At 58.0% G+C, this 24,455-nt stretch carries 22 protein-coding genes; 17 read left to right on the top strand and 5 right to left on the bottom strand.

Annotation, left to right across the window (positions count from 1 at the left end):
• The first annotated feature begins 135 nt into the window (after window positions 1-135).
• From rnr to VSQ83_RS21545, 8 genes are all read left to right on the top strand, one after another.
• Window positions 136-2,799, top strand: a complete 2,664-nt coding sequence (rnr, locus tag VSQ83_RS21580) for a ribonuclease R (protein WP_133076632.1) — start codon at window positions 136-138, stop codon at window positions 2,797-2,799.
• The gene (gene rlmB, locus VSQ83_RS21575; RefSeq protein ID WP_326427493.1) at window positions 2,796-3,563 is read left to right on the top strand and encodes a 23S rRNA (guanosine(2251)-2'-O)-methyltransferase RlmB; all 768 of its coding nucleotides are present in this window, start codon (window positions 2,796-2,798) and stop codon (window positions 3,561-3,563) included. Before rnr ends, rlmB begins: the two co-directional genes overlap by 4 nt.
• Window positions 3,564-3,869: 306 nt before the next feature.
• The gene (gene rpsF, locus VSQ83_RS21570; RefSeq protein ID WP_003439045.1) at window positions 3,870-4,295 is read left to right on the top strand and encodes a 30S ribosomal protein S6; all 426 of its coding nucleotides are present in this window, start codon (window positions 3,870-3,872) and stop codon (window positions 4,293-4,295) included.
• Window positions 4,296-4,323: 28 nt separating this feature from the next.
• Window positions 4,324-4,554: a 30S ribosomal protein S18 gene (rpsR, locus tag VSQ83_RS21565; RefSeq protein WP_003171373.1), complete on the top strand. Its 231-nt coding sequence runs from the start codon at window positions 4,324-4,326 to the stop codon at window positions 4,552-4,554.
• A gap of 36 nt (window positions 4,555-4,590) precedes the next feature.
• Window positions 4,591-5,487, top strand: coding sequence for a hypothetical protein (locus VSQ83_RS21560; RefSeq protein WP_133076630.1), 897 nt, complete (start codon window positions 4,591-4,593; stop codon window positions 5,485-5,487).
• A 19-nt stretch (window positions 5,488-5,506) separates the two neighbouring features.
• Window positions 5,507-5,953 carry a 50S ribosomal protein L9 gene (gene rplI, locus VSQ83_RS21555; protein WP_003439047.1) on the top strand — a complete coding sequence of 149 codons (447 nt, stop codon included), beginning with the start codon at window positions 5,507-5,509 and terminating at the stop codon, window positions 5,951-5,953.
• A 120-nt stretch (window positions 5,954-6,073) separates the two neighbouring features.
• A complete protein-coding gene (gene dnaB / locus VSQ83_RS21550) occupies window positions 6,074-7,468 on the top strand; it encodes a replicative DNA helicase (RefSeq protein ID WP_095035110.1) in 1,395 nt (464 codons plus the stop codon).
• 226 nt (window positions 7,469-7,694) lie between these two features.
• Entirely contained in the window at window positions 7,695-10,001 is a 2,307-nt protein-coding gene (locus VSQ83_RS21545) for a YgiQ family radical SAM protein (protein ID WP_133076628.1), read from the top strand.
• A 335-nt stretch (window positions 10,002-10,336) separates the two neighbouring features.
• Here the strand turns inward: VSQ83_RS21545 and VSQ83_RS21540 are convergent, their stop codons facing one another.
• Window positions 10,337-10,537, bottom strand: coding sequence for a hypothetical protein (locus VSQ83_RS21540; RefSeq protein WP_219262127.1), 201 nt, complete (start codon window positions 10,535-10,537; stop codon window positions 10,337-10,339).
• A gap of 406 nt (window positions 10,538-10,943) precedes the next feature.
• Here VSQ83_RS21540 and azu point away from each other — a divergent pair, with 406 nt between their 5' ends.
• Window positions 10,944-11,390 carry an azurin gene (azu, locus tag VSQ83_RS21535; RefSeq protein WP_016783322.1) on the top strand — a complete coding sequence of 149 codons (447 nt, stop codon included), beginning with the start codon at window positions 10,944-10,946 and terminating at the stop codon, window positions 11,388-11,390.
• A gap of 58 nt (window positions 11,391-11,448) precedes the next feature.
• Here the strand turns inward: azu and VSQ83_RS21530 are convergent, their stop codons facing one another.
• The 4 genes from VSQ83_RS21530 to VSQ83_RS21515 form a co-directional block, all read right to left on the bottom strand.
• Window positions 11,449-12,471 (bottom strand): 2-oxoadipate dioxygenase/decarboxylase family protein, encoded by a 1,023-nt coding sequence (locus VSQ83_RS21530; protein ID WP_133076626.1) that lies wholly within the window; start codon window positions 12,469-12,471, stop codon window positions 11,449-11,451.
• Window positions 12,472-12,678: 207 nt separating this feature from the next.
• Entirely contained in the window at window positions 12,679-13,506 is an 828-nt protein-coding gene (nadE, locus tag VSQ83_RS21525; protein WP_326427492.1) for an ammonia-dependent NAD(+) synthetase, read from the bottom strand.
• Between the two features lie 3 nt (window positions 13,507-13,509).
• Window positions 13,510-14,724: a nicotinate phosphoribosyltransferase gene (gene pncB / locus VSQ83_RS21520; RefSeq protein WP_326427491.1), complete on the bottom strand. Its 1,215-nt coding sequence runs from the start codon at window positions 14,722-14,724 to the stop codon at window positions 13,510-13,512.
• A gap of 224 nt (window positions 14,725-14,948) precedes the next feature.
• A complete protein-coding gene (locus VSQ83_RS21515) occupies window positions 14,949-15,845 on the bottom strand; it encodes a LysR family transcriptional regulator (protein WP_133076622.1) in 897 nt (298 codons plus the stop codon).
• A gap of 155 nt (window positions 15,846-16,000) precedes the next feature.
• Here VSQ83_RS21515 and amaB point away from each other — a divergent pair, with 155 nt between their 5' ends.
• From amaB to VSQ83_RS21475, 8 genes are all read left to right on the top strand, one after another.
• A complete protein-coding gene (gene amaB / locus VSQ83_RS21510; protein WP_326427489.1) occupies window positions 16,001-17,491 on the top strand; it encodes an L-piperidine-6-carboxylate dehydrogenase in 1,491 nt (496 codons plus the stop codon).
• Between the two features lie 174 nt (window positions 17,492-17,665).
• Window positions 17,666-18,949: an L-pipecolate oxidase gene (gene amaA, locus VSQ83_RS21505; RefSeq protein ID WP_326427488.1), complete on the top strand. Its 1,284-nt coding sequence runs from the start codon at window positions 17,666-17,668 to the stop codon at window positions 18,947-18,949.
• A 362-nt stretch (window positions 18,950-19,311) separates the two neighbouring features.
• Window positions 19,312-20,448: a branched-chain amino acid ABC transporter substrate-binding protein gene (locus VSQ83_RS21500; RefSeq protein WP_088378334.1), complete on the top strand. Its 1,137-nt coding sequence runs from the start codon at window positions 19,312-19,314 to the stop codon at window positions 20,446-20,448.
• Between the two features lies 1 nt (window position 20,449).
• Complete coding sequence (locus VSQ83_RS21495; RefSeq protein WP_219262120.1) at window positions 20,450-20,605, top strand: hypothetical protein; 156 nt, start codon at window positions 20,450-20,452, stop codon at window positions 20,603-20,605.
• 9 nt (window positions 20,606-20,614) lie between these two features.
• The gene (locus tag VSQ83_RS21490) at window positions 20,615-21,529 is read left to right on the top strand and encodes an ABC transporter permease subunit (RefSeq protein WP_048360308.1); all 915 of its coding nucleotides are present in this window, start codon (window positions 20,615-20,617) and stop codon (window positions 21,527-21,529) included.
• Between the two features lie 2 nt (window positions 21,530-21,531).
• Window positions 21,532-22,815 carry a high-affinity branched-chain amino acid ABC transporter permease LivM gene (gene livM / locus VSQ83_RS21485; RefSeq protein ID WP_133076619.1) on the top strand — a complete coding sequence of 428 codons (1,284 nt, stop codon included), beginning with the start codon at window positions 21,532-21,534 and terminating at the stop codon, window positions 22,813-22,815.
• Window positions 22,812-23,702, top strand: a complete 891-nt coding sequence (locus tag VSQ83_RS21480; RefSeq protein ID WP_133076618.1) for an ABC transporter ATP-binding protein — start codon at window positions 22,812-22,814, stop codon at window positions 23,700-23,702. Before livM ends, VSQ83_RS21480 begins: the two co-directional genes overlap by 4 nt.
• Window positions 23,699-24,415, top strand: coding sequence for an ABC transporter ATP-binding protein (locus tag VSQ83_RS21475; RefSeq protein WP_019826195.1), 717 nt, complete (start codon window positions 23,699-23,701; stop codon window positions 24,413-24,415). Before VSQ83_RS21480 ends, VSQ83_RS21475 begins: the two co-directional genes overlap by 4 nt.
• Window positions 24,416-24,455 lie beyond the last annotated feature (40 nt).

Below are 24,455 nucleotides of genomic sequence, written 5' to 3'. Positions count from 1 at the left end.
TTTTCGCGAACGGTTGGCTGGTAGCGTCAAAGCGCGTCATTAAGGACTATTAAGGCCCAGTGTGGCCCTGAAATTTCCCGTTTCAATACGCGTATGCCAAACTAACCCGCATATAGACAAGGTGAAAACTATCTAATGGCCGATTGGCAGACCCTCGATCCCGAGGCCGCACGTGAAGCGGAAAAATACGAAAACCCTATCCCTAGCCGCGAACTGATCCTTCAGCATCTGGCCGAGCGTGGCTCGCCTGCTGCTCGCGAACAGTTGGTGGAAGAGTTCGGTCTGACTACAGAAGACCAAATCGAGGCCTTGCGCCGTCGCCTGCGAGCGATGGAACGTGATGCCCAACTGATTTACACGCGCCGTGGCACTTATGCGCCGGTGGACAAGCTCGACCTGATTCTCGGCCGCATCAGTGGTCACCGCGATGGCTTCGGCTTCCTGATCCCGGATGATGGCAGTGACGATCTGTTCATGAGCCCGTCGCAAATGCGTCTGGTGTTCGATGGCGACCGTGCCCTGGCCCGTGTTTCGGGGCTGGACCGCCGTGGTCGTCGTGAAGGCGTGATCGTGGAAGTGGTTTCGCGTGCTCACGAAACCATCGTGGGTCGCTACTTCGAAGAAGGCGGCATTGGCTTCGTAGTGGCCGATAACCCGAAGATCCAGCAGGAAGTGCTGGTTACGCCGGGTCGCAACGCTGGCGCAAAAATTGGCCAGTTCGTCGAAGTGAAGATCACTCACTGGCCGACGCCGCGCTTCCAGCCGCAAGGTGATGTGCTTGAGGTCGTAGGGAACTACATGGCCCCAGGCATGGAAATCGATATTGCCCTGCGCACGTACGACATTCCCCACGTCTGGCCGGAAGCTGTCCTTAAGGAAGCGGCCCGGTTGAAGCCGGAAGTCGAAGAAAAAGACAAAGAGAAGCGCATCGATCTGCGTCATCTGCCATTCGTCACCATTGACGGCGAAGATGCCCGCGACTTCGATGATGCGGTTTTCTGTGAAGCCAAGCCTGGCAAGCTGCGCCTGTTCTCCGGTGGCTGGAAGTTGTACGTGGCGATTGCCGACGTTTCCAGCTATGTGAAAATCGGCTCCGCTCTGGATGCCGAAGCGCAGGTTCGCGGTAACTCGGTGTACTTCCCTGAGCGCGTGATCCCGATGCTGCCTGAGCAGCTGTCCAATGGTCTGTGCTCCCTGAACCCGAAAGTCGACCGTTTGGCCATGGTTTGCGAGATGACCATCTCCAAAACCGGCGAAATGACTGATTATCAGTTCTATGAAGCGGTGATTCACTCCCAGGCACGTCTGACCTACAACAAGGTCAGCACCATTCTGGAACAGCCAAAAACCACTGAGGCCAAGCAACTGCGCAGCGAATACGCTGATGTCGTGCCGCACCTCAAGCAGCTTTACTCGCTGTACAAAGTGCTGCTGGCCGCTCGTCATACCCGTGGCGCGATTGATTTTGAAACGCAGGAAACCCGGATCATCTTCGGTACCGAGCGCAAAATCGCTGAAATTCGCCCAACCACCCGTAACGACGCGCACAAGCTGATTGAAGAGTGCATGCTGGCAGCCAACGTGGCCACCGCTGAGTTCCTCAAGAAGCACGAAATTCCTGCGTTGTATCGCGTTCACGATGGTCCGCCACCGGAGCGTCTGGAAAAACTGCGCGCCTTCCTGGGTGAGCTGGGCCTGAGCCTGCACAAAGGCAAGGATGGTCCGTCGCCGAAGGACTACCAGGCGCTGCTTGAAACCATCAAGGATCGCCCGGATTTCCACCTGATCCAGACCGTGATGCTGCGCTCGTTGAGTCAGGCGGTGTACAGCGCTGATAACCAGGGCCACTTCGGCCTGAACTATGAAGCCTATACCCACTTCACTTCGCCGATTCGTCGCTATCCGGATCTGTTGACGCACCGTGCAATTCGCAGCGTGATCCATTCCAAAATGGACACCCCGCACGTTCGCCGTGCTGGCGCGATGACCATTCCGAAAGCGCGTATCTATCCGTACGACGAAGCGATTCTGGAGCAGCTCGGCGAGCAGTGCTCGATGAGCGAGCGCCGTGCTGACGAAGCTACGCGTGACGTGACCAACTGGCTCAAATGCGAGTTCATGAAGGATCGCGTCGGCGAGTCGTTCCCTGGTGTGGTGACGGCGGTGACCGGTTTTGGTCTGTTTGTGGAACTGACCGATATCTATGTCGAAGGTCTGGTTCACGTAACCGCCTTGCCGGGTGACTACTATCACTTCGACCCTGTGCATCACCGCCTGGCGGGCGAACGCACCGGTCGTAGCTTCCGCTTGGGCGACACCGTTGAAGTGCGGGTGATGCGCGTCGATCTCGACGAACGCAAGATCGACTTCGAAATGGCGGAAAAAACCCTCAGTGCACCGATTGGTCGTAAAAATCGCACCACTGATGCGCCCAAGGCCAAAAATGCCGGCAAGTCGGGCACCAAGGCCACTGAAAAGCCAGTCGAGCCAGCACCTGCTGCACGACGCAGCGCGCCAGCCAAGGCCGTGAAAAAGACGACTGACGACGCCTATCGCCCTGGTGATGCCGCCGCAAAAAACGCCGAGTTGCGCAAGAGTCGCGAATTGAAACAGGCGCTGTTGGCCGAAGCTAAAAGCGGCGGTCGGACATCGGAGCCGGGAAAGTCGGGTAGGGCAGCACCTGCTAAAGATGCAGGCAAGCCTTCAAAACCGAGTAAACATCGTAAAGGCCCGCCAAAATCGGGCGCCGCTCCTGCTGCCAAAAGCGGCGGGTCGCGCAAACCTAAGGCCAAGTCATGAGTCAGTTGGAAAAAATCTACGGCATCCACGCCGTAGAAGCGTTGCTTCGTCATCATCCCAAGCGCGTAAAGCAAGTGTGGTTGGCCGAGGGTCGTAGCGATCCGCGCGTTCAGACCCTGATCGCGCTGGCTGATGAAAGCCGGGTGCCGGTAGGTAATGCCGAACGTCGCGAGATGGACGTTTGGGTTGAGGGCGTACACCAGGGTGTTGTGGCTGATGTGAGCCCGAGCCAGGTGTGGGGCGAGGCCATGCTCAACGAATTGCTGGATCGCACCGAAGGTGCTCCGCTGATTCTGGTGCTGGACGGTGTGACCGATCCGCACAACCTGGGGGCTTGCCTGCGTACGGCTGATGCCGCCGGCGCCTTGGCGGTTATCGTGCCTAAGGACAAGTCTGCAACGTTGACCCCTACTGTGCGAAAAGTAGCCTGTGGTGCAGCGGAAGTGATTCCGTTGGTTGCAGTTACCAACCTTGCGGCCACGTTGAAGAAGCTTCAGCAGCGCGGTCTGTGGATCGTCGGTACTGCCGGCGAAGCCGAGCAGGAGCTGTACGAGCAAGACCTGACCGGGCCTACCATTCTGATCATGGGTGCCGAAGGCAAAGGCATGCGTCGCCTGACGCGTGAGCATTGCGATTACCTGGTACGCCTGCCGATGGCGGGCAGTGTCAGCAGCCTGAACGTTTCGGTAGCGACAGGCGTTTGCCTGTTCGAAGCCTTGCGTCAGCGCAGCGTCAAAGCCAAGTCCCCTGTGAAAAAGAAGTAACCGCAGACGGATTTAACGGTGGGAGCGGGCTTGCTCGCGATGCATATCACGCGGTGTGTCAGGATGACCGCGTCGATGCCGTCGCGACCAAGTCCGCTCCCATCGTTGTTTGAGGTGTTTGCAATGCAATATTGTTCAAATAATCACCAATTGCCTTGCGCCCCTGTTGTCCCTTCTCTACAATTGCGCCCCTTGCCGTCATGGCGGGCGCATATGTGCCTCTCTAGGCAAGACACACAAGTGTCATTCACTCCTTGTCTGACCGCTTTTTAGTTAGCGGCAGGCTACAACCCGTAAGGAGCATTCATGCGTCATTACGAAATCATCTTTTTGGTCCACCCGGATCAAAGCGAACAAGTCGGCGGCATGGTAGAGCGTTACACCAAGCTGATCGAAGAAGACGGCGGCAAAATCCACCGTCTGGAAGATTGGGGCCGTCGTCAACTGGCCTACGCAATCAACAATGTTCACAAGGCTCACTACGTGATGCTGAACGTTGAGTGCACTGGCAAAGCCCTGGCTGAGCTGGAAGACAACTTCCGTTACAACGATGCTGTGATCCGTAACCTGGTCATCCGTCGCGACGAAGCCGTAACTGGCCAGTCCGAGATGCTCAAGGCTGAAGAAAACCGCAGTGAGCGCCGTGAGCGTCGTGACCGTCCTGAGCATTCTGACAGCGCCGATGGCGATGACAGCGATAACAGCGACGCCAGCGATAACGCTGACGAGTAATCCACGGACCTTTTGAGGAGCCAATTACATGGCACGTTTCTTCCGTCGTCGTAAATTCTGCCGCTTCACAGCAGAAGAAGTGAAAGAGATCGATTACAAGGATCTCAACACTCTGAAAGCTTACGTATCCGAGACCGGCAAAATTGTTCCAAGCCGCATCACCGGTACTAAAGCTCGTTATCAGCGTCAGCTGGCCACCGCTATCAAGCGCGCCCGCTTCCTGGCCCTGCTGGCCTACACCGACAGCCACGGCCGCTGAGACCGGGCAGTCGACAAGTAGTAAAGGATTGAAAGCATGCGCGCCTTAGCTGAGTTCATCATGCGAGGCCGTGTGCAGGCCACGTTAATCGTGGCCGGATGTGCGGCATTGCCGTTCTTGTTCTGGTTGAGTGCTGCTGCAGGTAGCCTTGTGCTCCTGCGGCGCGGTCCGAGAGATGCCTTGAGCATCCTCTCATGGGCTTTACTGCCGGCCTTGGTCTGGTGGTTTCTCGGAGAGCCTCGCACCCTTATGGTGCTGCTTGGAACTCTGGGGTTGGCGTTGATGTTGCGCGCCGAACAGTCCTGGAACCGCGTGCTGCTGGTCAGCGTAGCGTTGGGTGTGGTGTATGGCGTGATCCTGGGTACGGTTTTCCGCGAACCCATTGGTGCGATGGCGCAGGAGTTGGAAAAACTTCTGCCGCAGGTCCTCAATGGTCTCTACGACAAGTTATCTGACGTAGAGCGAGCGCGCCTTGGAGCACTGATTGCACCCGTCCTCACCGGATTGATTGCAGCTTTGATGCAGGTCGTCAGCGTGCTTAGCCTGATGCTTGGGCGTTATTGGCAGGCGTTGTTGTACAACCCGGGCGGTTTTGCCAGCGAATTTCGCAGCATCCGCCTACCGCTGGGACCAGCGCTCGTATTGCTGGCGTGCATGCTTGTAGGACCGAACTTCGGTCCTGAAATGGCCATGCTTACGCCGTTGTGCAGCGTAGCGCTGTTCTTCGCCGGGCTAGCCCTGATTCATGGGCTGGTGGCGCAAAAGCGACTGGCCAGGTTCTGGCTGGTGGGGTTGTACGTCACGCTGTTGCTGTTTATGCAGCTGATCTATCCGTTGCTCGTGGTTTTGGCCATTGTCGACAGCCTGATTGATTTTCGCGGACGTCTGGCACCGAAAAGTGCCGATAAAGACTCTGCGGACGGTGAAGGTTAAAAGTTAAGAGGATTTTCACATGCAACTGATCCTTCTGGAAAAAGTCGCGAACCTGGGCAACCTGGGCGACAAAGTAAATGTTAAGGCCGGTTACGGTCGTAACTACCTGCTGCCGTACGGCAAAGCTACCGCTGCAACCGCTGCCAACCTGGCTGCGTTTGAAGAGCGTCGTGCTGAGCTGGAACAAGCTGCTGCAGACAAGAAAGCTTCGGCTGAAACACGCGCTGCCCAACTGGCTGAGCTGGAAGTGACTATCACTGCCACCGCTGGCGACGAAGGCAAGCTGTTCGGTTCGATCGGCACTCACGACATCGCTGATGCACTGACCGCCTCCGGCGTTGAAGTTGCTAAAAGCGAAGTTCGTCTGCCGAACGGCACTATCCGCAACGTTGGCGAATTCGACGTGGCTGTGCACCTGCACGCCGAAGTTGAAGCAACCGTACGCGTTGTTGTGGTAGCTGCTTAAGCAGTCTTAACTGACTGGCACCTTGTGTGCCGGACGGTTAACATCGGGCACGATCCTGTTTACAGGTCGTGCCCTTTGTCTTTCTGCAGTTTCTGATTTTCATACTTATTCCAAGTGGCCATGAACGATATCTCCGCTCCTGAGCAATACGATCTACAAACCGCAGCCCTGAAGGTGCCTCCGCATTCCATCGAGGCCGAACAGGCTGTGCTCGGTGGTTTGATGCTGGATAACAACGCCTGGGAACGCGTGCTGGATCAGGTCTCGGACGGTGATTTCTATCGGCATGACCACCGCCTGATCTTCCGTGCCATCGCCAAGCTGGCGGACCAGAACTCCCCGATCGACGTCGTGACCCTTGCCGAGCAATTGGACAAGGAAGGTCAGACCTCGCAAGTCGGCGGTCTTGGTTATCTCGGAGAGCTGGCAAAAAACACGCCGTCGGTCGCCAACATCAAGGCCTATGCGCAGATCGTTCGCGAGCGCGCCACCTTGCGCCAGTTGATCGGCATCAGCACCGAGATCGCCGACAGTGCCTTCAACCCCGAAGGCCGCAATGCTGCCGAAATTCTCGACGAGGCCGAGCGCCAGATCTTTGCGATTGCCGAGGCCCGGCCAAAAACCGGCGGCCCGGTCAGCGTCAACGATCTGTTGACCAAAGCCATCGACCGTATCGACACGCTGTTCAATACCGACAACGCCATCACCGGCCTGTCCACCGGCTACACCGACCTGGACGGCATGACCAGCGGCCTGCAGCCTGCCGACTTGATCATCGTCGCAGGTCGTCCATCGATGGGTAAAACCACCTTTGCGATGAACCTCGTTGAAAACGCAGTGCTGCGCAGCGAAAAAGCGGTACTGGTTTACTCCCTCGAGATGCCAGGCGAATCGCTAATCATGCGTATGCTGTCGTCCCTTGGGCGTATCGACCAGACCAAGGTCCGGGCCGGTCGCCTCGAAGACGACGATTGGCCGCGCCTGACTTCGGCGGTCAATCTGCTCAATGACCGCAAGCTGTTTATCGACGACACGGCGGGCATCAGCCCATCGGAAATGCGCGCCCGTACCCGACGACTGGTACGTGAGCACGGCGATATCGGCCTGATCATGATCGACTACCTGCAATTGATGCAGATCCCGGGTTCGGGCGGTGACAACCGTACCAACGAGATTTCCGAGATCTCGCGATCCCTCAAGGCGCTGGCCAAGGAATTCAACTGCCCGGTAGTGGCGTTGTCGCAGCTCAACCGTTCCCTTGAGCAACGGCCCAACAAGCGCCCGATCAACTCCGACTTGCGTGAATCCGGAGCCATCGAGCAGGACGCCGACGTCATCATGTTCGTGTACCGGGACGAGGTGTACCACCCCGAGACCGAGCACAAGGGCATTGCCGAGATCATCATCGGCAAGCAGCGTAACGGCCCTATCGGGACGACGCGCCTGGCGTTTATCGGCAAGTACACGCGCTTCGAAAACCTGGCGCCGGGCAGTTACAACTTCGACGACGATTAAACACCCGGCACTTCTCTGTGGGAGCGGGCTTGCCCGCGATTCAAGCGGCTCGGTATCTCTGTCCAGCCGCAGCGATTCCATCGCGAGCAAGCCCGCTCCCACGGGTGAGTGATCAATTCCGACCATCGCCGTCGGAATTGATCACTTTTTGTGCTATATTCCGCGCCCGCGAATTTCTTAGTAAATGCCGCGCCCCCATTTTCTGTACTCAACACCGGTCATCGACATGCAAGCAGCCAAGCCTCTATTTGACTATCCGAAGTACTGGGCCGAATGTTTCGGCCCAGCACCATTCCTGCCAATGAGCAGGGAGGAGATGGATCAGCTTGGCTGGGATTCATGCGACATCATCATCGTGACCGGTGATGCCTATGTCGATCATCCCTCGTTCGGCATGGCCATCATTGGTCGACTGCTGGAGTCCCAGGGCTTTCGCGTGGGCATCATTGCCCAGCCGAACTGGCAGTCCAAAGACGATTTCATGAAGCTGGGCGAGCCCAACCTGTTCTTCGGCGTCGCTGCCGGCAACATGGACTCGATGATCAACCGTTACACCGCTGACAAAAAGATCCGTTCCGATGACGCCTACACCCCTGGTGGCATGGCTGGCAAACGTCCGGATCGCGCCAGCCTGGTGTACAGCCAGCGTTGTAAAGAAGCCTACAAGAATGTGCCGATTGTCCTCGGCGGCATCGAGGCTTCCCTGCGCCGTATCGCGCACTACGACTACTGGCAGGACCGTGTTCGCAACTCGATCCTGATCGACGCCTGCGCCGACATCCTGCTGTACGGCAACGCCGAGCGCGCCATTGTTGAAGTGGCCCAGCGTCTGTCCTATGGCCACAAGATTGAAGACATTACCGATGTGCGCGGCACCGCGTTCATTCGCCGCGATACGCCTAAAGACTGGTATGAAGTCGATTCAACGCGTATCGATCGTCCGGGCAAGGTCGACAAGATCATCAACCCGTACGTCAATACCCAGGACACCCAGGCCTGCGCGATCGAGCAGGAAAAAGGTCCGGTTGAAGACCCGAACGAAGCCAAGGTCGTACAGATCCTGGCCAGCCCGCGCATGACCCGCGACAAGACAGTCATCCGCTTGCCCTCGGTCGAGAAAGTGCGTGGCGATGCGGTGCTTTATGCTCACGCCAACCGCGTGTTGCACCTTGAAACCAACCCGGGTAACGCCCGTGCGCTGGTACAAAAGCACGGCGAAGTGGACGTGTGGTTCAACCCGCCACCGATCCCGATGACTACCGAAGAAATGGACTACGTGTTTGGCATGCCTTACGCACGTATTCCGCACCCTGCGTACGGCAAGGAAAAAATCCCTGCCTACGACATGATTCGTTTTTCGGTCAACATCATGCGTGGCTGCTTCGGCGGCTGTACCTTCTGCTCGATTACCGAGCACGAAGGCCGGATCATCCAGAACCGCTCCGAAGAGTCGATCATTCGTGAAATCGAAGAGATCCGCGACAAGGTGCCTGGCTTTACCGGTGTTATTTCCGACCTCGGCGGCCCGACGGCGAACATGTACCGCATCGCCTGCAAAACGCCGGAAATCGAATCCGCGTGCCGCAAGCCGTCTTGCGTGTTCCCGGGCATCTGCCCGAACCTGAACACTGACCACTCGTCGCTGATCCAGTTGTATCGCAGTGCCCGTGCCTTGCCGGGCGTGAAGAAGATCCTGATCGCATCGGGCTTGCGCTACGACCTGGCGGTTGAATCGCCGGAATACGTCAAAGAACTGGTCACCCACCACGTTGGTGGTTATCTGAAGATCGCCCCGGAACACACCGAGGAAGGTCCGCTCAACCAGATGATGAAGCCGGGTATTGGCAGCTATGACAAGTTCAAGCGCATGTTCGAGAAGTACACCAAGGAAGCCGGTAAAGAGCAGTACCTGATTCCGTACTTCATTGCTGCCCACCCGGGCACCAAAGACGAAGACATGATGAACCTGGCGATCTGGCTCAAGACCAATGGTTTCCGTGCCGACCAGGTCCAGGCGTTCTACCCGTCGCCGATGGCCACTGCCACCGCGATGTATCACTCGGGCAAGAACCCGCTGCGCAAGGTCACGTACAAGAGCGACTCGGTGACCATCGTCAAGAGCGAAGAGCAGCGCCGTCTGCACAAGGCGTTCTTGCGTTACCACGACCCGAAAGGCTGGCCGATGCTGCGTGAAGCGTTGACCCGTATGGGGCGCGCCGACCTGATCGGTTCGGGCAAGGATCAACTGATCCCGTTGCACCAGCCTGCGACTGACAGCTACCAGAGTGCGCGCCGCAAAAACTCGACGCCCGCTGGCAGCCACAAGGTTGCCGGGGAAAAGACCACCAAGATCCTGACCCAGCATACCGGCCTCCCGCCGCGTGCCAGCGATGGCGGCAACCCGTGGGACAAGCGTGAACAGGCCAAGGCCGCCGCATTCGCCCGTAACAAACAGGCTGCCAAAGAGCGTCACGAAGCAGCCAAGGGCGGAAAAAGCCAAAAGCCGACCCGCAAGCCGGTCGTGCCGCGCTAAACCTGATGCAAGCCCTGTAGTCGCTGCCGCAGGCTGCGATCGAGCCCGAAGGGGTCGCGCTTTTTCAAGAGCGAAGGTCCTTCGGCCCTTATCGCAACCTGCGGCGGCTACAGGGTAGCGCCATGCCAACGCCAGCCTTCGGGCTGGCGTTGTGCATTCTGCGCGCTGAGAAGCCTGCCACGGGTTTGTAGGCTGTTCGCTGTCGCAGAGCAAGGGGATGAGGTTTGAAGCGTCTGAGAGGGCAGCAGGCTAACTGCGAGGATCAACAGCCGGGCTGCTGATCCTGATCACAGATCCTGTGGGCCGGGTTGTGGATAACCGGGCCTAGGTAGGGCTCAAGCGGTTGGAGCTTTATCTTCTGTAGCGCCGGTATCTTCTGCGGCGCCTTCATTTTCGGTGTCGACGTCCTGGTCCAGCTCGGTGTCTGCGATGCCGCCTTCAGCCGCCGCTTTCTTGCGTGCAGCCTTTTCCTCTTTCTTCTGCTCTTTAGCCAAGTCTCTTTGACGCTTAGCGAAGTTATAGTTTGGTTTGGCCATGGGCGATCCTCTTGGGGTCGAAGGTGAGGTTAAGCGGCGCGTATTCTGCCCTGTATTAGTGCTTAGCCGTTAGCTGGGTTTTTGCAAGGTTGTACTTTGCGCTAAAAATACGACTCTACACCCACCCAAAAGCCTGTTGTGGATTAAATCTCGGACCAGAGGCGGTCATGGCCGCAAGCCCCACAGGCATACGTGGCGAGCAAACAGGTCATCAATGCAGGAAGTCCCATTACTTATTCCCCAATATTCAAAATGATGACCTAAGGTTATAGGCCTGAAGTCCATTTTGGGATGGATTCTCTCGATCGCGGCGATAGACCATGACGCAGATCATATGAATCGAGACAATTTTCAGGAAATCTGTATACAGATTTTAGTTTTTCATACCCTGCCTTGGAGATAGACCATGTTTGCCAAAGTTGTTGCGGTATCCCTTTTGACGCTGGCCAGCGGCCATTTGCTGGCGGCTGAGTGCGCTGTGACTGTCGATTCGACTGACCAAATGTCTTACAACACGAAAGAGATCGTCATCGACAAGTCCTGCAAGACGTTCACCGTTAACCTGACGCACTCCGGTAACTTGCCGAAAAACGTCATGGGCCATAACTGGGTCTTGAGCAAAAAGGCAGACATGCAGGCAGTTTCCACCGACGGTATTGCAGCCGGTCTGGATAAAAACTACCTCAAGGACGGTGACGAGCGCGTAATCGCCCACACCAAAGTGATCGGCGCTGGCGAGAAAGACTCCGTGACCTTCGACGTGGCCAAGCTCAAGGCGGGCGAAGAATATGAATTCTTCTGCACCTTCCCGGGCCACAACTCGATGATGAAAGGCGCTGTGGTTCTTAAATAAGACTCCGCGAGCCCACCAGCAGCCCTGACGTGCCATGCGCCGTCAGGGCTGCTTGCATTCAGGCCTTTGAGTCGGTCATCTTGAAAATGCCCTGGGCGTTGCTGCTGTCGAAGTTCAGGTCGATCCGGCCAGTGTCAGGGTCGACCTCGCGCTGGATAAATTCCACAAACGAGCCAGGCACTGCGTGCTCGCGGTAAACCCCTGTTGCATCGACCAGGCCGCGACTGACCGTACAGGCGCGATACGCGGTTTGCATCACTCGCCCCGAGGCCGACACTTCAATGCTGTCTTTCATGGGGCGTTGCAGGTCGCGTTGTTGCGCGACGCATGCTTGCAGATCCACAACCCGGTCGGTCAGGTGGTTGAAACTGTTGCCCTCAGTGGCAATCCAGGCCATTTCGGCACTTTCATTGAGCAGGCACTGGTAATCCCCTTCATGCACCACCCCATGCTGGCGACCGAATGCCTCATACAACGCCGGCAATAACGTGTGCGCTTCACTCAGGCTGCAATGACGGGTGAGACTAAGGCGTTTGAGGATGCTTTGGTGTTCGGCTTGCAGCGGATCGAGGCTTGCGCCGACCACCCGTGTAACGGCCTGTTGAAATGCCTCGCTGAAACGGCCGGGGTGCAGTTCCGAGACAAAGAACTGGGCGATGTCCTCGGGCAGGTCCATTTGTCTGTAGCCCCAGCCGGTCATGTTCAGTTTGGTCAGTGGATAAGTTCGCACGTCAGTAAAGCCCAGCGGCTCCAGCAAACGCGAAAATGCCTGACGACCACGGGGTAACTCTCCGTTTTCGGGCCAGTCCACCGTGCGAATGGCTCCGTGGTCGAACACCACTTTGCGACCTTGCCGGGCCTGCTCTTCCACATAGCGTCGGCCATCCGGCACGGCCTCTACCAGCTTGTGCAGCAGGCACAGGTTCAGTGCTTCGGCAAGCCAGGCCCGGTGCAGCGCCTGCTCATGCCAACTGAAGCGCAGCAGGCCTTCGGGCACCTCGACATGCTTGCGCAGCCAACCGGATGCCGATTGACCGAGCAAAGAATCGACAAGTGAGAACAAACCATCGAAAGAAGACATGGGGCAGGGCTCTGGCGACGAAATAGACGCTTATCAAAGCCTTTGAGTGCGGGAGCCACAAGCGAAAAAAAATGCGGGGTTCATTCCGTTTTTTCGTACTGCCTTTGATGAAACACGGTGGGAGCGGGCTTGCTCGCGATGCAGGCGCCGCGATTTGTCAGGCAAACCGAGGTGATCCTGTCGCGAGCAAGCCCGCTCCTACAGCGTTTAAGGTGCGAACGGCATCTCACGCTTGTGATGGGTTTTTTCGTACGTACTGCTGATGATCCTGAACGCCTCTTCGCTCACCGGTTGACCATGCAAAAAGGCATCGATCTCGGCATAGGTTACGCCGTGGGAGGCTTCATCAGGCTTGCCCGGCTCCAGGTCTTCAAGGTCGGCAGTCGGGACTTTTTCCACCAGCGATTCCGGGGCTCCAAAATGCCGGGCAATAGCCCGCACCTGATGCTTGACCAGCCCGCTGAGCGGCGCCAGATCGCAGGAGCCGTCACCGAATTTGGTGAAGAAACCCATCACCGCTTCCGCTGCATGGTCAGTGCCGATCACCAGCCCGCCCGTTGCGCCGGCGATGGTGTACTGCGCCACCATGCGCATCCGCGCCTTGGTATTGCCCAGCACAAAATCAACGGTGGCCGGGGGCTTGCCTTCAAAGGCCGTGACTTCAGCCGCCAGGGCCTTGACCGCAGGGCCGATGTTGACGGTCTGGCGCTCGTCCGGATTGATGAAGTCCACAGCCGCCGTGGCGTCGACTTCGTCGTGCTGCACGCCGTAAGGCAAGCGCACGGCAATGAATCGATAGGACGGGTCGCCAGTCTGCTCGCGCAACTGCTGGACTGCCCGTTGCGCCATCAGCCCTGCGGTCAGTGAATCGACCCCGCCGCTGATGCCCAGCACCAGGGTCTTGAGCCTGGAATTGTGCAGGCAGCACTGAATAAAAGTGATGCGTCGGGCGACCTCGGCCTCAAGGGCCGGGAGGTCTTTAAACGGCGGCTGGACCTTGAGGTCTTCAGCAATCTGACGCTGTACGGCCTGCATGATTCACTCCTTGGAAGACTGTTCAGGAACTTGGAAAACGTGGCGCAAATAGGCGGCGAAGTTTGGGTCCGAGCAATGGGTCTTGCCCGGCTCATCCGAGATCTTGGCCACTGGCGAGCCATTACAGGCGGTCATTTTAAGCACGATGCTCATCGGCTCAACACCCGGAATGTCGCAGGTCAGGTTGGTGCCGATACCGAAGCTGACGTTGATCCTGCCGCGCAGTGCCCGGAAAATCTCCAGCGCGCGGGGCAGGGTCAGGCTGTCGGAGAACACCAGGGTCTTGCTCATCGGATCAATGCCCAGCTTGTGGTAATGGGTTATGCATTTTTCGGCCCATACCACCGGGTCGCCCGAGTCGTGGCGCAAGCCGTCGAACAGCTTGGCGAAGTACAGATCAAAATCTTTCAGAAAGGCATCGGTGGTGATGCAGTCCGTCAGGGCAATGCCCAGTAGCCCGCGGTACTCGCGCACCCAGCAATCGAGCGCTGCGCTTTGGCTGTCGATCAGCCGTGGGCCCAGTTGCTGATGGGCCATGATCCACTCGTGGGCCATGGTGCCCAGGGGCTTCATGCCCAGCTCGCGGGACAAGTTGACGTTGCTGGTACCAACAAAACGCCCGGGGAAGTCATGCTTGAGCACGTTGACGACTTCTTCCTGCACTCGGTATGAGAAACGTCGACGAGTACCGAAATCGGCGACCTGCAACTCGGACAATTCTTCGGTACTGGCGTTGGCCTGCAGCCAGTCGAACTTGCGATACAGCTGCTCGCGAGCCTGGGACAGCACGGTGCCTGCATAACGCGAGCGGTTACGGACTTCACTGACAATCGCCAGCATCGGCACTTCAAACAAAATCACATGCAGCCACGGCCCACGCAGGCGGATAACCAGCTCGCCGTTTTCGATGCCGGTGTGTACGTAGCGCATATTGAAGCGAAACAGGCCCAGAAAGCGTATGAAGTCGGGCTTCATAAACGTGATTCGCTCCAGGAACCCCAACTGGTCCTGAGTCATGCTCAGCTCGCCCAGACGCTCGATCTGGTGGCGAATTTCGTTGAGGTACGGGCGTAAATCCTCACTGTTGCGGCAGCGGAATTCCCATTCGACTTCAACGTTGGGGTAGTTGTGCAGCACCGCCTGCATCATGGTCAATTTGTAGAAGTCGGTGTCGAGCAGGTTCTGCACGATGCGATCGGCAAATACACTCTCGCTCATAGCGGCAATCTCCATGCTGCCCGTGCCTGATTGCCACGGTGTTCAGCTTTTTCAATGAATGGCGCTAGTGGCGCATATCCGCGGGCGGTTTTGCCAGCGGTTTTTAAGAATGAAGCGACGTGGATCTCTGTAGTCGCTGCCGCAGGCTGCGATGGGTTGCGCAGCGACCCTGGTTTTTAAAGGGCTTGCAGCCCTTATCGCAGCCTGCGGCAGCGACTACAGGATTACGGGTCATTCAGTTGCTCCATCATCCAGCTCACAAACTCGCGCACCTTGGGCACGCCTGCCGAATGCTCAGGATACGCCAGGTAATACGAGTCGCGACTCGGCATCAGGTGCTGCCAGGCGATGACCAGTTTGCCGTCGGCCAATTCCTCTTCCACCAGAAATCTGGGTAGCAAGGCTACGCCACACCCTACTTGCGCCGCACGGATGCACATATAAAAGGTGTCAAAGCGCGGCCCGTGATAGCTGTGGTCGGTGCAAAAGCCCTGATGCTCAAACCATTCGTGCCAGGCCTGGGGCCGAGAGGCGTTCTGCAACAGCACCATATCGGTCAGTTGGGTCGGATCGGTGAGGGCAGTGCTTGGCAGGCTTGCGGGCGCACACACGGCGACCAGTTCTTCACCAAACAGCTTCAGGCTTTCGGTGCCAGGCCGTGAGCCCTGGCCGAAATAAAACGCCAGATCGCTGCGCCCTTGAAGCAGGTCGTCGCCTTGCTGCTCGTTGCACAGGTCCAGATGGATGTGCGGATGGCGTATGCCCCAGCCCTTGAGTCGCGGTACCAGCCAGCGGGCACCAAAGGTTGATGGCGTCGAGACCCGCAAGACCTCCGTTTCGCCACCATAGGAGCGCAGGGTATGGGTCGACATTTCGATCTGGGTCAGGATTTTTCGGACTTCTACCAGGTACAAATCACCTGCGGGCGTCAGTTGCAAACGGCGTCGCACCCGGCGAAACAGCAGGTGCTGCAGCAGCTCCTCCAACTGCGCGACCTGCTTGCTGACCGCGCTCTGGGTCAGGTTCAGTTCTTCGGCGGCGCGGGTGAAGCTCAGATGGCGCGTGACGGCCTCAAAACACTGCAAGGCCGTGATCGAGGGTAGATGGCGCTTGTTGAGCATGAAAGGCCCCTAATTCTTGTTGTCAGGCAAGGTTACCAACCCAGCATGAATTTTCGGAATGATATCTCGCTTAAAGGTCGTTTGTTGCCGTCATGGGACCCAGCTACAACTACTGGCCTGCGAATTATCTTTTTCACGTTCAAGGAGTGCCTTCAATGGTCGCTGCATTACTGGATCGTCTGGGTGTAAACCCCGCGCTGTATCAACAGGGCAATCAGCCGGTTTACACGCCGATTGATGGCAGCCAGATAGGTGCCGTTCACTGGGAAGGTGGTGCCGAAACCGAGCAGCACGTCACCCGCGCCGAGCACGCCTTCGAGGCCTGGCGCAAGGTGCCGGCCCCGCGCCGTGGTGAGCTGGTGCGCCAGTTCGGCGATTTGCTGCGTGAGTACAAGGCTGACCTCGGCGAGCTGGTGTCGTGGGAAGCGGGCAAAATCACCCAGGAAGGCCTGGGCGAAGTGCAGGAAATGATCGACATCTGCGACTTCGCCGTCGGCCTGTCGCGTCAGCTGTACGGTTTGACCATCGCCTCCGAGCGCCCGGGCCACCATATGCGTGAGTCCTGGCATCCGTTGGGTGTGGTTGGGGTGATCAGCGCATTCAACTTCCCGGTGGCCGTCTGGGCGTGGAATACCACGCTGGCGCTGGTGTGCGGCAACGCCGTGATCTGGAAGCCGTCCGAGAAAACCCCGCTCACCGCGCTGGCTTGCCAGGCGTTGTTTGATCGGGTCCTGAATTCATTTGCCGACGCCCCCAAGTACCTGGCCCAAGTGATTATCGGCGGTCGTGATGCGGGCCAGGCACTGGTTGAAGACCCGCGCGTAGCACTGATCAGCGCTACTGGCAGCACGCGCATGGGGCGTGAAGTGGCACCCGTAGTCGCAGCCCGCTTTGCCCGCAGCATTCTGGAGCTGGGCGGCAACAACGCAATGATCCTGGCCCCGAGCGCCGATCTGGACATGGCCGTACGCGCCATTCTGTTCAGCGCCGTCGGTACCGCCGGTCAACGTTGCACCAGCCTGCGCCGGCTAATCGCCCATGAATCGGTCAAGGAAGAAATCGTCACCCGGCTCAAGGCCGCCTATTCCAAAGTCCGTATCGGCCACCCGCTGCAAGGCAACCTGGTGGGCCCGCTGATCGACAAGCACAGCTTTGAAAACATGCAGGACGCACTGGAACAGGCCTTGAGCGAAGGCGGGCGGGTGTTTGGGGGTGAGCGTCAGTTGGCTGGCCAGTATCCCGGCGCTTACTACGTGGCCCCGGCGATTGTTGAAATGCCGGAGCAGAGCGATGTGGTTTGCGACGAAACCTTCGCCCCGATTCTGTACGTCGTCGGTTACAGCGACTTTGCCGAGGCTTTGCGCTTGAACAACGCCGTGCCTCAGGGCCTGTCGTCATGCATTTTCACCACCGATGTGCGTGAAGCCGAGCAATTCATGTCGGCCACCGGCAGTGACTGCGGGATTGCCAACGTCAACATTGGCCCAAGCGGTGCGGAGATTGGCGGTGCCTTTGGTGGCGAGAAAGAAACCGGTGGCGGCCGGGAGTCGGGCTCGGATGCGTGGCGCGGCTACATGCGGCGCCAGACCAATACCGTCAATTACTCGCTGGAACTGCCGTTGGCGCAGGGGATTACCTTCGATTGAGGTAAGCCCTGAGTCACCTGTGGTGGGAGGATACGGTGGGAGCGGGCTTGCTCGCGATTGCATCGCTGCGGTCTGCCAGCCAGACCGGGTTGTCTGCATCGCGAGCAAGCCCGCTCCCACACCCGTTGCGCCCATGATTGCATCACCGTTAGGTTTCATTTCTGGAGCTTGGCAATGCCTTTACTCGAACAGTGTTTGTGGGAAAACCTCACCCCACAACGTCCTCAGGCGCCCACTTTCAAGGGCGAACTGAATGTTGATGTGTGTGTGATCGGGGCTGGCATCACCGGACTGTCCGCCGCCATCCATTTGCTTGAACAAGGCAAAAGCGTCTGTGTACTCGAAGCTCATCGCACCGGGCACGGTGGTTCGGGGCGCAACGTGGGGCTGGTTAACGCCGGGATGTGGATCCCTCCGGATGATATCGAAGCCGGTTTCGGCGAAGCCGTGGGCAGTCAGCTCAATCGAATGCTCGGTGCTGCGCCCGCGCTGGTGTTCAGCCTGATCGACAAGTACCGGATCGACTGCCAACTGCGGCGCGAAGGCACGTTGCACATGGCCCATAACGCTCGGGGCGAAGCCGATCTGCGCAGCCGCGAAGCGCAATGGAAGCGTCGTGGAGCCCCGGTTGAACTGCTCACCGGGGCTGCTTGTGAAGCCGCTACCGGCACCCCGAAAATCGCCGCTGCCTTGCTCGACCGGCGCGCTGGGACACTCAACCCGATGGCTTACACCTCGGGCCTGGCCAAGGCTGCGAGTGATCTGGGCGGGCGTCTGTTTGACCATTCTCCAGTCACCGGGTTAGAGCGCCAGGGCACACGCTGGTCAGTACAGACGGCTCAGGGTGCGGTCAATGCTGAGCAGGTAGTCCTGGCGTCCAATGCCTACACCGAAGGCGAATGGACTGACCTGCGACGTAACTTTTTCCCTGGTTATTACTATCAAGTCGCCTCCAAACCGCTGACCGATGCCACCGCTGAACGCATCCTGCCCGGCGGCCAGGGCTCGTGGGACACCCGCCAGGTATTGAGCAGCATCCGCCGCGATGCTGACGGCCGCTTATTGTTGGGCAGCCTGGGTAATGGCAATCAAAAGCCTGCGTGGTTTCTCAAAGCCTGGGCCGACCGGGTTCAACAGCATTACTTTCCGTACCTCAAGGGCGTGGAGTGGGAGTGCACCTGGACCGGGTGTATCGCGTTTACTCCCGATCACCTGATGCGTTTATTCGAGCCCGCGCCCGGTTTGGTGGCAGTCACGGGTTACAACGGCCGTGGCGTGACCACGGGCAGCGTGGTGGGAAAAGCGTTTGCCGACTACCTGTGCAATGGCGATGCGAAGGCCTTGCCGATTCCTTTTGCGCCGATGCGGCCGCTCTCTGGAACGGGGTTGCGCAGCTGTTTGTACGAAGCGGGTTTCTCGCTGTATCACGCGGGCCAATGTTTGAGAATTGTGATCTGACGGGTTTTTTTTCGGACGGCACAACGTTTCGCCGCGTAGCAGCTAGCCTTTAGTGGTGCGGCCTGTAGCAGTCATGCACCGAGAGTGTGCAGTTCGGTGACGCAAGTGGTTACAGGTCGGTTGCACAATGCAGGGCAACCCGGTTGCAACGTTAGTCGTGAGTGGTTGCGCCTGCAAAAACTTAACGGTTTCACCTTCCTCGGTTTAGACGGTTGCACGCCCAATGAAAATGGGCTCGAAACAGTCGATAAAACAACAAAAGAACGACTTTTCCAAGAATAAAAAGCCAATGGCACGCGGCTTGCTCTGAGCTTTAAGTGAAGTCGAAGTGCCATCTAATAAAACCTCAGGAGCACCACCTCATGTCGCAGACGTTCTACAAAAAAGGTTTTCTGGCCCTCGCCGTGGCAGCAGCGCTGGGTGTCTCTTCGTTTGTTCAGGCGGATCTTAAAATCGGTGTGGCGGGCCCCATGACGGGTGCTAACGCGGCATTTGGCGAGCAGTACATGAAGGGTGCGCAGGCGGCTGCGGATGCAATCAACAAGGCGGGCGGGATCAACGGCGAGAAGATCAAGCTGGTTGCCGGCGACGATGCCTGCGAACCCAAGCAGGCCGTGGCCGTGGCCAACCGCCTGGTCGATCAGGACAAAGTGATCGGTGTGGTCGGTCACTTCTGCTCCTCGAATACGATTCCTGCTTCCGAGGTGTATGCCGATGCGGGTGTGATCATGATCACCCCAGGCTCGACCAACCCGCAGGTCACTGAGCGCGGGCTGGATGCGGTGTTCCGTATGTGCGGACGAGATGACCAGCAAGGCATCGTTGCAGGCGACTACATTGTCGACGTGCTCAAGGGCAAGAAAGTAGCGGTCATCAACGACAAGGACACCTACGGTAAAGGTCTGGCCGATGCCACCAGTGCACAGCTGACCAAGCGCGGCGTGAAACCCATCCTGGAAGAAGGCCTGACCCGGGGTGAAAAAGACTTCAGCGCGCTGGTTACAAAAATCCGCGGCGCCGGTGCCGATGTCGTGTACTTCGGCGGTCTGCATCCAGAAGCCGGTCCTCTGGTCCGCCAACTGCGTGAAGCGGGTCTCAAGGATGTGAAATTCATGTCGGACGATGGCATCGTGACCGACGAACTGGTGGCCACTGCCGGTGGCCCGCAGTATGTCGATGGCGTGTACATGACCTTCGGCGCCGACCCGCGCCTGCTCCCGGACAGCAAGGCGGTCGTTGAAGAGTTCCGCAAAGCGGGCACCGAGCCTGAAGGCTACACCCTGTACGCCTACGCCTCGATCCAGGCCCTGGCTGACGCCTTCAATGGCGCCAAATCCAACAAAGGCGAAGACGCCGCCAAGTGGCTCAAGGCCAACCCGGTTAAAACCGTGATGGGTGAAAAAAACTGGGACGGCAAAGGCGACCTGAAAGTCTCTGACTACGTGGTTTATCAGTGGGACAAAGACGGCAAATATCACCAGCTGGAAAAACAGAAGTGAGATGAATCACTCGCCTGATGTCCGCTTCGGCGGGCATCAGGCGGGAATGTATCTGCACCACCTGTCTTCTTTTCCAGGAGTCGCACACACCCTGCCACCCAAGCTGTCCTCTGACGGCGTGGATGGCTTGCGTCTGCGCAAAGGCTCCAGTGCGTGAGATTGCGTTATGGATGGTATTTTCCTACAGCAACTGCTGAACGGCCTGACCCTCGGGTCTGTGTACGGCCTGATCGCCATCGGCTACACAATGGTCTACGGCATCATCGGCATGATCAACTTCGCCCACGGCGAGGTGTACATGATCTCTGCTTACCTCGCGGCGATCAGTCTGGCTCTGTTGGCATACTTCGGTATTGAATCCTTCCCGCTACTGATGTTGGGTACCTTGATTTTCACCGTTGTGGTGACTGGCGTGTATGGCTGGGTCATCGAACGCGTGGCTTACAAACCTCTGCGAAACTCCACACGGCTGGCGCCGCTGATCAGCGCCATCGGTATTTCCCTGATCCTGCAAAACTACGTGCAAATTGCCCAGGGTTCACGCCAGCAAGGGGTTCCAACCCTGCTGAGCGGCTCCTGGCGCGTGGACATTGGCACCGGTTTTGTACAACTCACCTACACCAAAGTCTTCATTCTGATCGCGGCCTTCGTGGGGATGGGCCTGCTGACCTACATCATCAAGTACACCAAGCTGGGCCGCATGTGCCGCGCCACCCAGCAAGACCGCAAGATGGCGTCGATCCTGGGGATTAACACCGACCGGGTGATTTCCTACGTGTTTGTGATCGGTGCTGCCATGGCCGCTCTGGCCGGTGTGCTGATCACCATGAACTACGGCACGTTCGACTTTTATGCCGGCTTCATTATCGGCATCAAGGCGTTTACCGCTGCCGTGCTCGGCGGGATTGGATCATTGCCTGGCGCCATGCTCGGCGGGATCATCCTGGGTATTTCCGAGTCACTTTTTGCCGGGTTGGTTAACTCGGATTACAAGGACGTGTTCAGTTTCTCACTGCTGGTGCTGATTCTGATTTTCCGTCCCCAAGGCCTGCTGGGTCGTCCTCTCGTGGCGAAGGTGTAAGTATGTCTGCAGCCATTAACAAACCGATTGATATCAAAAAAAGCGTTATCGATTCGATCCTTGCCGGGTTGATTTCATTGATTGTGTTCGGGCCGATCGTGGGGGTTGTGCTCGACGGCTATAGCTTTAACCTGCAGCCAGCGCGTGTTGGCTGGCTGGTGGCGATTGTGATGGTGGGGCGGTTTGTCCTGAGCCTGTTCCTGCAAACGTCCAAGGGTTTGAAGATCCTTCAGAGCTTTGAGTCCAGTGGTTCTGGCGTACACGTGCTGCCACCCGATTACAAATCGCGGCTGCGCTGGATCGTGCCACTGCTGATCGTGATTGCCATCGTGTTCCCGTTTTTTGCCAACAAGTACATCCTGACCGTGGTCATCCTCGGCCTGATCTACGTGCTGCTCGGCCTTGGGCTGAACATCGTGGTCGGGTTGGCGGGCTTGCTTGACCTGGGGTACGTGGCCTTCTACGCCATCGGTGCTTATGGCCTGGCGCTGGGTTATCAGTACCTGGGACTGGGCTTCTGGTCGGTGCTGCCGCTGGCGGCCATTGCGGCGGCGATGGCGGGGTGCATTCTCGGGTTTCCGGTATTGCGAATGCATGGGGATTACCTGGCCATCGTGACCCTGGGTTTTGGTGAAATCATTCGCCTGATCCTCAATAATTGGCTGTCGTTTACCGGTGGGCCCAACGGTATGCCGGTGCCTTCACCGACGTTTCTCGGGCTGGAGTTTGGCCGCGTAGCCAAAGAGGGCGGGGTGCCGTTCCACCAGTTTTTCGGCCTGGACTACAACCCCAATATCAAATTCCTGTTTATCTACATCGTGCTGTTTCTGGTGGTGCTGCTGGTGCTGTACATCAAGCACCGCCTGACACGCATGCCGATTGGCCGTGCCTGGGAAGCGCTGCGCGAAGACGAAATCGCCTGTCGCTCCATGGGCCTGAACCACGTGCTGGTCAAACTCTCGGCGTTCACCATCGGTGCTTCCACTGCAGGTCTTGCCGGGGTGTTCTTTGCCAGTTATCAGGGTTTTGTAAACCCGTCCTCGTTTACCTTTTTCGAGTCGGCACTGATCCTCGCCATTGTGGTGCTCGGCGGCATGGGCTCGACGGTGGGCGTGGTGATCGCTGCGTTCGTGCTGACCGTGGCACCTGAACTGCTGCGCAGCTTTGCCGAATACCGGGTGCTGCTGTTTGGTGTATTGATGGTGTTGATGATGATCTGGCGACCGCGGGGCCTGATCCGCATCAGCCGTGTCGGGGTCACACCACGCAAGGGGGTTGCGCCATGAACGAACCCACTCTGAATGACGACGTTGTGCTCTCGGTCGATAAACTGATGATGCACTTTGGCGGGATCAAGGCCCTGAGCGATGTCAGCCTCAAGGTCAAACGCAACTCGATCTTTGCCCTGATTGGCCCCAACGGTGCCGGTAAAACCACCGTGTTCAACTGCCTGACCGGGTTCTACAAGGCCAGTGGCGGCAAGATCGAACTCAATGCCCGAGGCACACGCACCAACGTCATCAAGTTGTTGGGCGAGCCGTTCAAGTTGACTGACTTCGTATCGCCCAAGGCGTTCGCCAGTCGTCTGTACTACAAAATGTTCGGTGGTACTCATCTGGTCAACCGCTCAGGTCTGGCCCGCACCTTTCAGAACATTCGCCTGTTCAAGGAAATGTCGGTGCTGGAAAACCTGCTGGTGGCCCAGCACATGTGGGTCAACCGCAGCATGCTCGCCGGTATCCTCAACACCAAGGGCTATCGCAAGGCCGAAAGCGATGCGCTGGACCACGCGTTCTACTGGCTGGAGGTGGTCGATCTGGTGGACTGCGCCAACCGTTTGGCTGGCGAGTTGTCCTACGGTCAGCAGCGGCGGCTGGAGATTGCGCGGGCCATGTGTACCCGCCCGCAAATCATCTGTCTCGATGAACCGGCGGCTGGCCTCAACCCGCAGGAAACCGAAGCGTTGAGCGCAATGATTCGCCTGTTGCGCGACGAACACGACCTGACCGTGGTGCTGATCGAGCACGACATGGGCATGGTCATGAGTATTTCCGATCACATCGTGGTGCTCGACCACGGGAACGTGATTGCCGAAGGCGGGCCTGACGCTATTCGTAACGACCCGAAAGTGATTGCTGCCTATCTCGGCGCAGACGAAGAGGAGCTGATATGACGAGCACGATCCTCGAACTCAAGGAACTGGACGTTCACTACGGGCCGATCCAGGCGTTGAAAAAAGTGTCGATGCATATTGAAGAGGGCGAGACCGTGAGCCTGATCGGCTCCAACGGCGCGGGCAAATCCACGCTGCTGATGTCGATTTTTGGCCAGCCCCGTGCCAGCGGCGGGCAAATCATCTACCAGGGCGTGGACATCACTCACAAGTCCTCGCACTACATTGCCTCCAACGGCATCGCCCAGTCGCCCGAAGGCCGTCGCGTGTTTCCGGACATGTCTGTGGAAGAAAACCTGCTGATGGGCACCATCCCCATTGGCGACAAGCATGCCGACGAAGACATGCAGCGCATGTTCGAGTTGTTTCCCAGGCTCAAGGAGCGGCGTAACCAGCGGGCCATGACCATGTCGGGCGGCGAGCAGCAAATGCTTGCGATCGCCCGGGCACTGATGAGCCGTCCCAAGTTGTTATTACTGGATGAGCCCAGCCTGGGGTTGGCGCCCATCGTGGTGAAACAGATTTTTGCCACCCTGCGCGAACTGGCCACAACGGGTATGACCATCTTCCTGGTCGAGCAGAACGCCAACCACGCCCTGCGGTTGTCCGATCGCGCCTATGTAATGGTCAACGGTGAAATCCGCCTGACCGGCACCGGCAAGGAGCTGCTGAGTAATGAAGAAGTGCGCAATGCGTACTTGGGCGGGCACTAGCCGAAAGACATGACCCCGTAGTCGCTGCCGAGGAACGAAG

Source organism: Pseudomonas sp. DSV-1, assembly GCF_035830915.1.
In the GTDB taxonomy this organism is placed as follows: domain Bacteria; phylum Pseudomonadota; class Gammaproteobacteria; order Pseudomonadales; family Pseudomonadaceae; genus Aquipseudomonas.
Note: the sequence above shows the minus strand (reverse complement) of the source record. Positions and strands in the feature narration are given on the sequence as shown.

Coding starts and splice junctions, on each gene's coding strand:
- livM (WP_133076619.1), top strand. CDS start 21,532: ATGTCTGCAGCCATTAACAAACCGATTGATATCAAAAAAAGCGTTATC.
- VSQ83_RS21490 (WP_048360308.1), top strand. CDS start 20,615: ATGGATGGTATTTTCCTACAGCAACTGCTGAACGGCCTGACCCTCGGG.
- VSQ83_RS21540 (WP_219262127.1), bottom strand. CDS start 10,537: ATGGCCAAACCAAACTATAACTTCGCTAAGCGTCAAAGAGACTTGGCT.
- dnaB (WP_095035110.1), top strand. CDS start 6,074: ATGAACGATATCTCCGCTCCTGAGCAATACGATCTACAAACCGCAGCC.
- VSQ83_RS21480 (WP_133076618.1), top strand. CDS start 22,812: ATGAACGAACCCACTCTGAATGACGACGTTGTGCTCTCGGTCGATAAA.
- VSQ83_RS21500 (WP_088378334.1), top strand. CDS start 19,312: ATGTCGCAGACGTTCTACAAAAAAGGTTTTCTGGCCCTCGCCGTGGCA.
- amaB (WP_326427489.1), top strand. CDS start 16,001: ATGGTCGCTGCATTACTGGATCGTCTGGGTGTAAACCCCGCGCTGTAT.
- rlmB (WP_326427493.1), top strand. CDS start 2,796: ATGAGTCAGTTGGAAAAAATCTACGGCATCCACGCCGTAGAAGCGTTG.
- rnr (WP_133076632.1), top strand. CDS start 136: ATGGCCGATTGGCAGACCCTCGATCCCGAGGCCGCACGTGAAGCGGAA.
- rpsF (WP_003439045.1), top strand. CDS start 3,870: ATGCGTCATTACGAAATCATCTTTTTGGTCCACCCGGATCAAAGCGAA.
- VSQ83_RS21495 (WP_219262120.1), top strand. CDS start 20,450: ATGAATCACTCGCCTGATGTCCGCTTCGGCGGGCATCAGGCGGGAATG.
- rpsR (WP_003171373.1), top strand. CDS start 4,324: ATGGCACGTTTCTTCCGTCGTCGTAAATTCTGCCGCTTCACAGCAGAA.
- rplI (WP_003439047.1), top strand. CDS start 5,507: ATGCAACTGATCCTTCTGGAAAAAGTCGCGAACCTGGGCAACCTGGGC.
- nadE (WP_326427492.1), bottom strand. CDS start 13,506: ATGCAGGCCGTACAGCGTCAGATTGCTGAAGACCTCAAGGTCCAGCCG.
- pncB (WP_326427491.1), bottom strand. CDS start 14,724: ATGAGCGAGAGTGTATTTGCCGATCGCATCGTGCAGAACCTGCTCGAC.
- VSQ83_RS21530 (WP_133076626.1), bottom strand. CDS start 12,471: ATGTCTTCTTTCGATGGTTTGTTCTCACTTGTCGATTCTTTGCTCGGT.
- azu (WP_016783322.1), top strand. CDS start 10,944: ATGTTTGCCAAAGTTGTTGCGGTATCCCTTTTGACGCTGGCCAGCGGC.
- VSQ83_RS21515 (WP_133076622.1), bottom strand. CDS start 15,845: ATGCTCAACAAGCGCCATCTACCCTCGATCACGGCCTTGCAGTGTTTT.
- VSQ83_RS21545 (WP_133076628.1), top strand. CDS start 7,695: ATGCAAGCAGCCAAGCCTCTATTTGACTATCCGAAGTACTGGGCCGAA.
- VSQ83_RS21475 (WP_019826195.1), top strand. CDS start 23,699: ATGACGAGCACGATCCTCGAACTCAAGGAACTGGACGTTCACTACGGG.
- amaA (WP_326427488.1), top strand. CDS start 17,666: ATGCCTTTACTCGAACAGTGTTTGTGGGAAAACCTCACCCCACAACGT.
- VSQ83_RS21560 (WP_133076630.1), top strand. CDS start 4,591: ATGCGCGCCTTAGCTGAGTTCATCATGCGAGGCCGTGTGCAGGCCACG.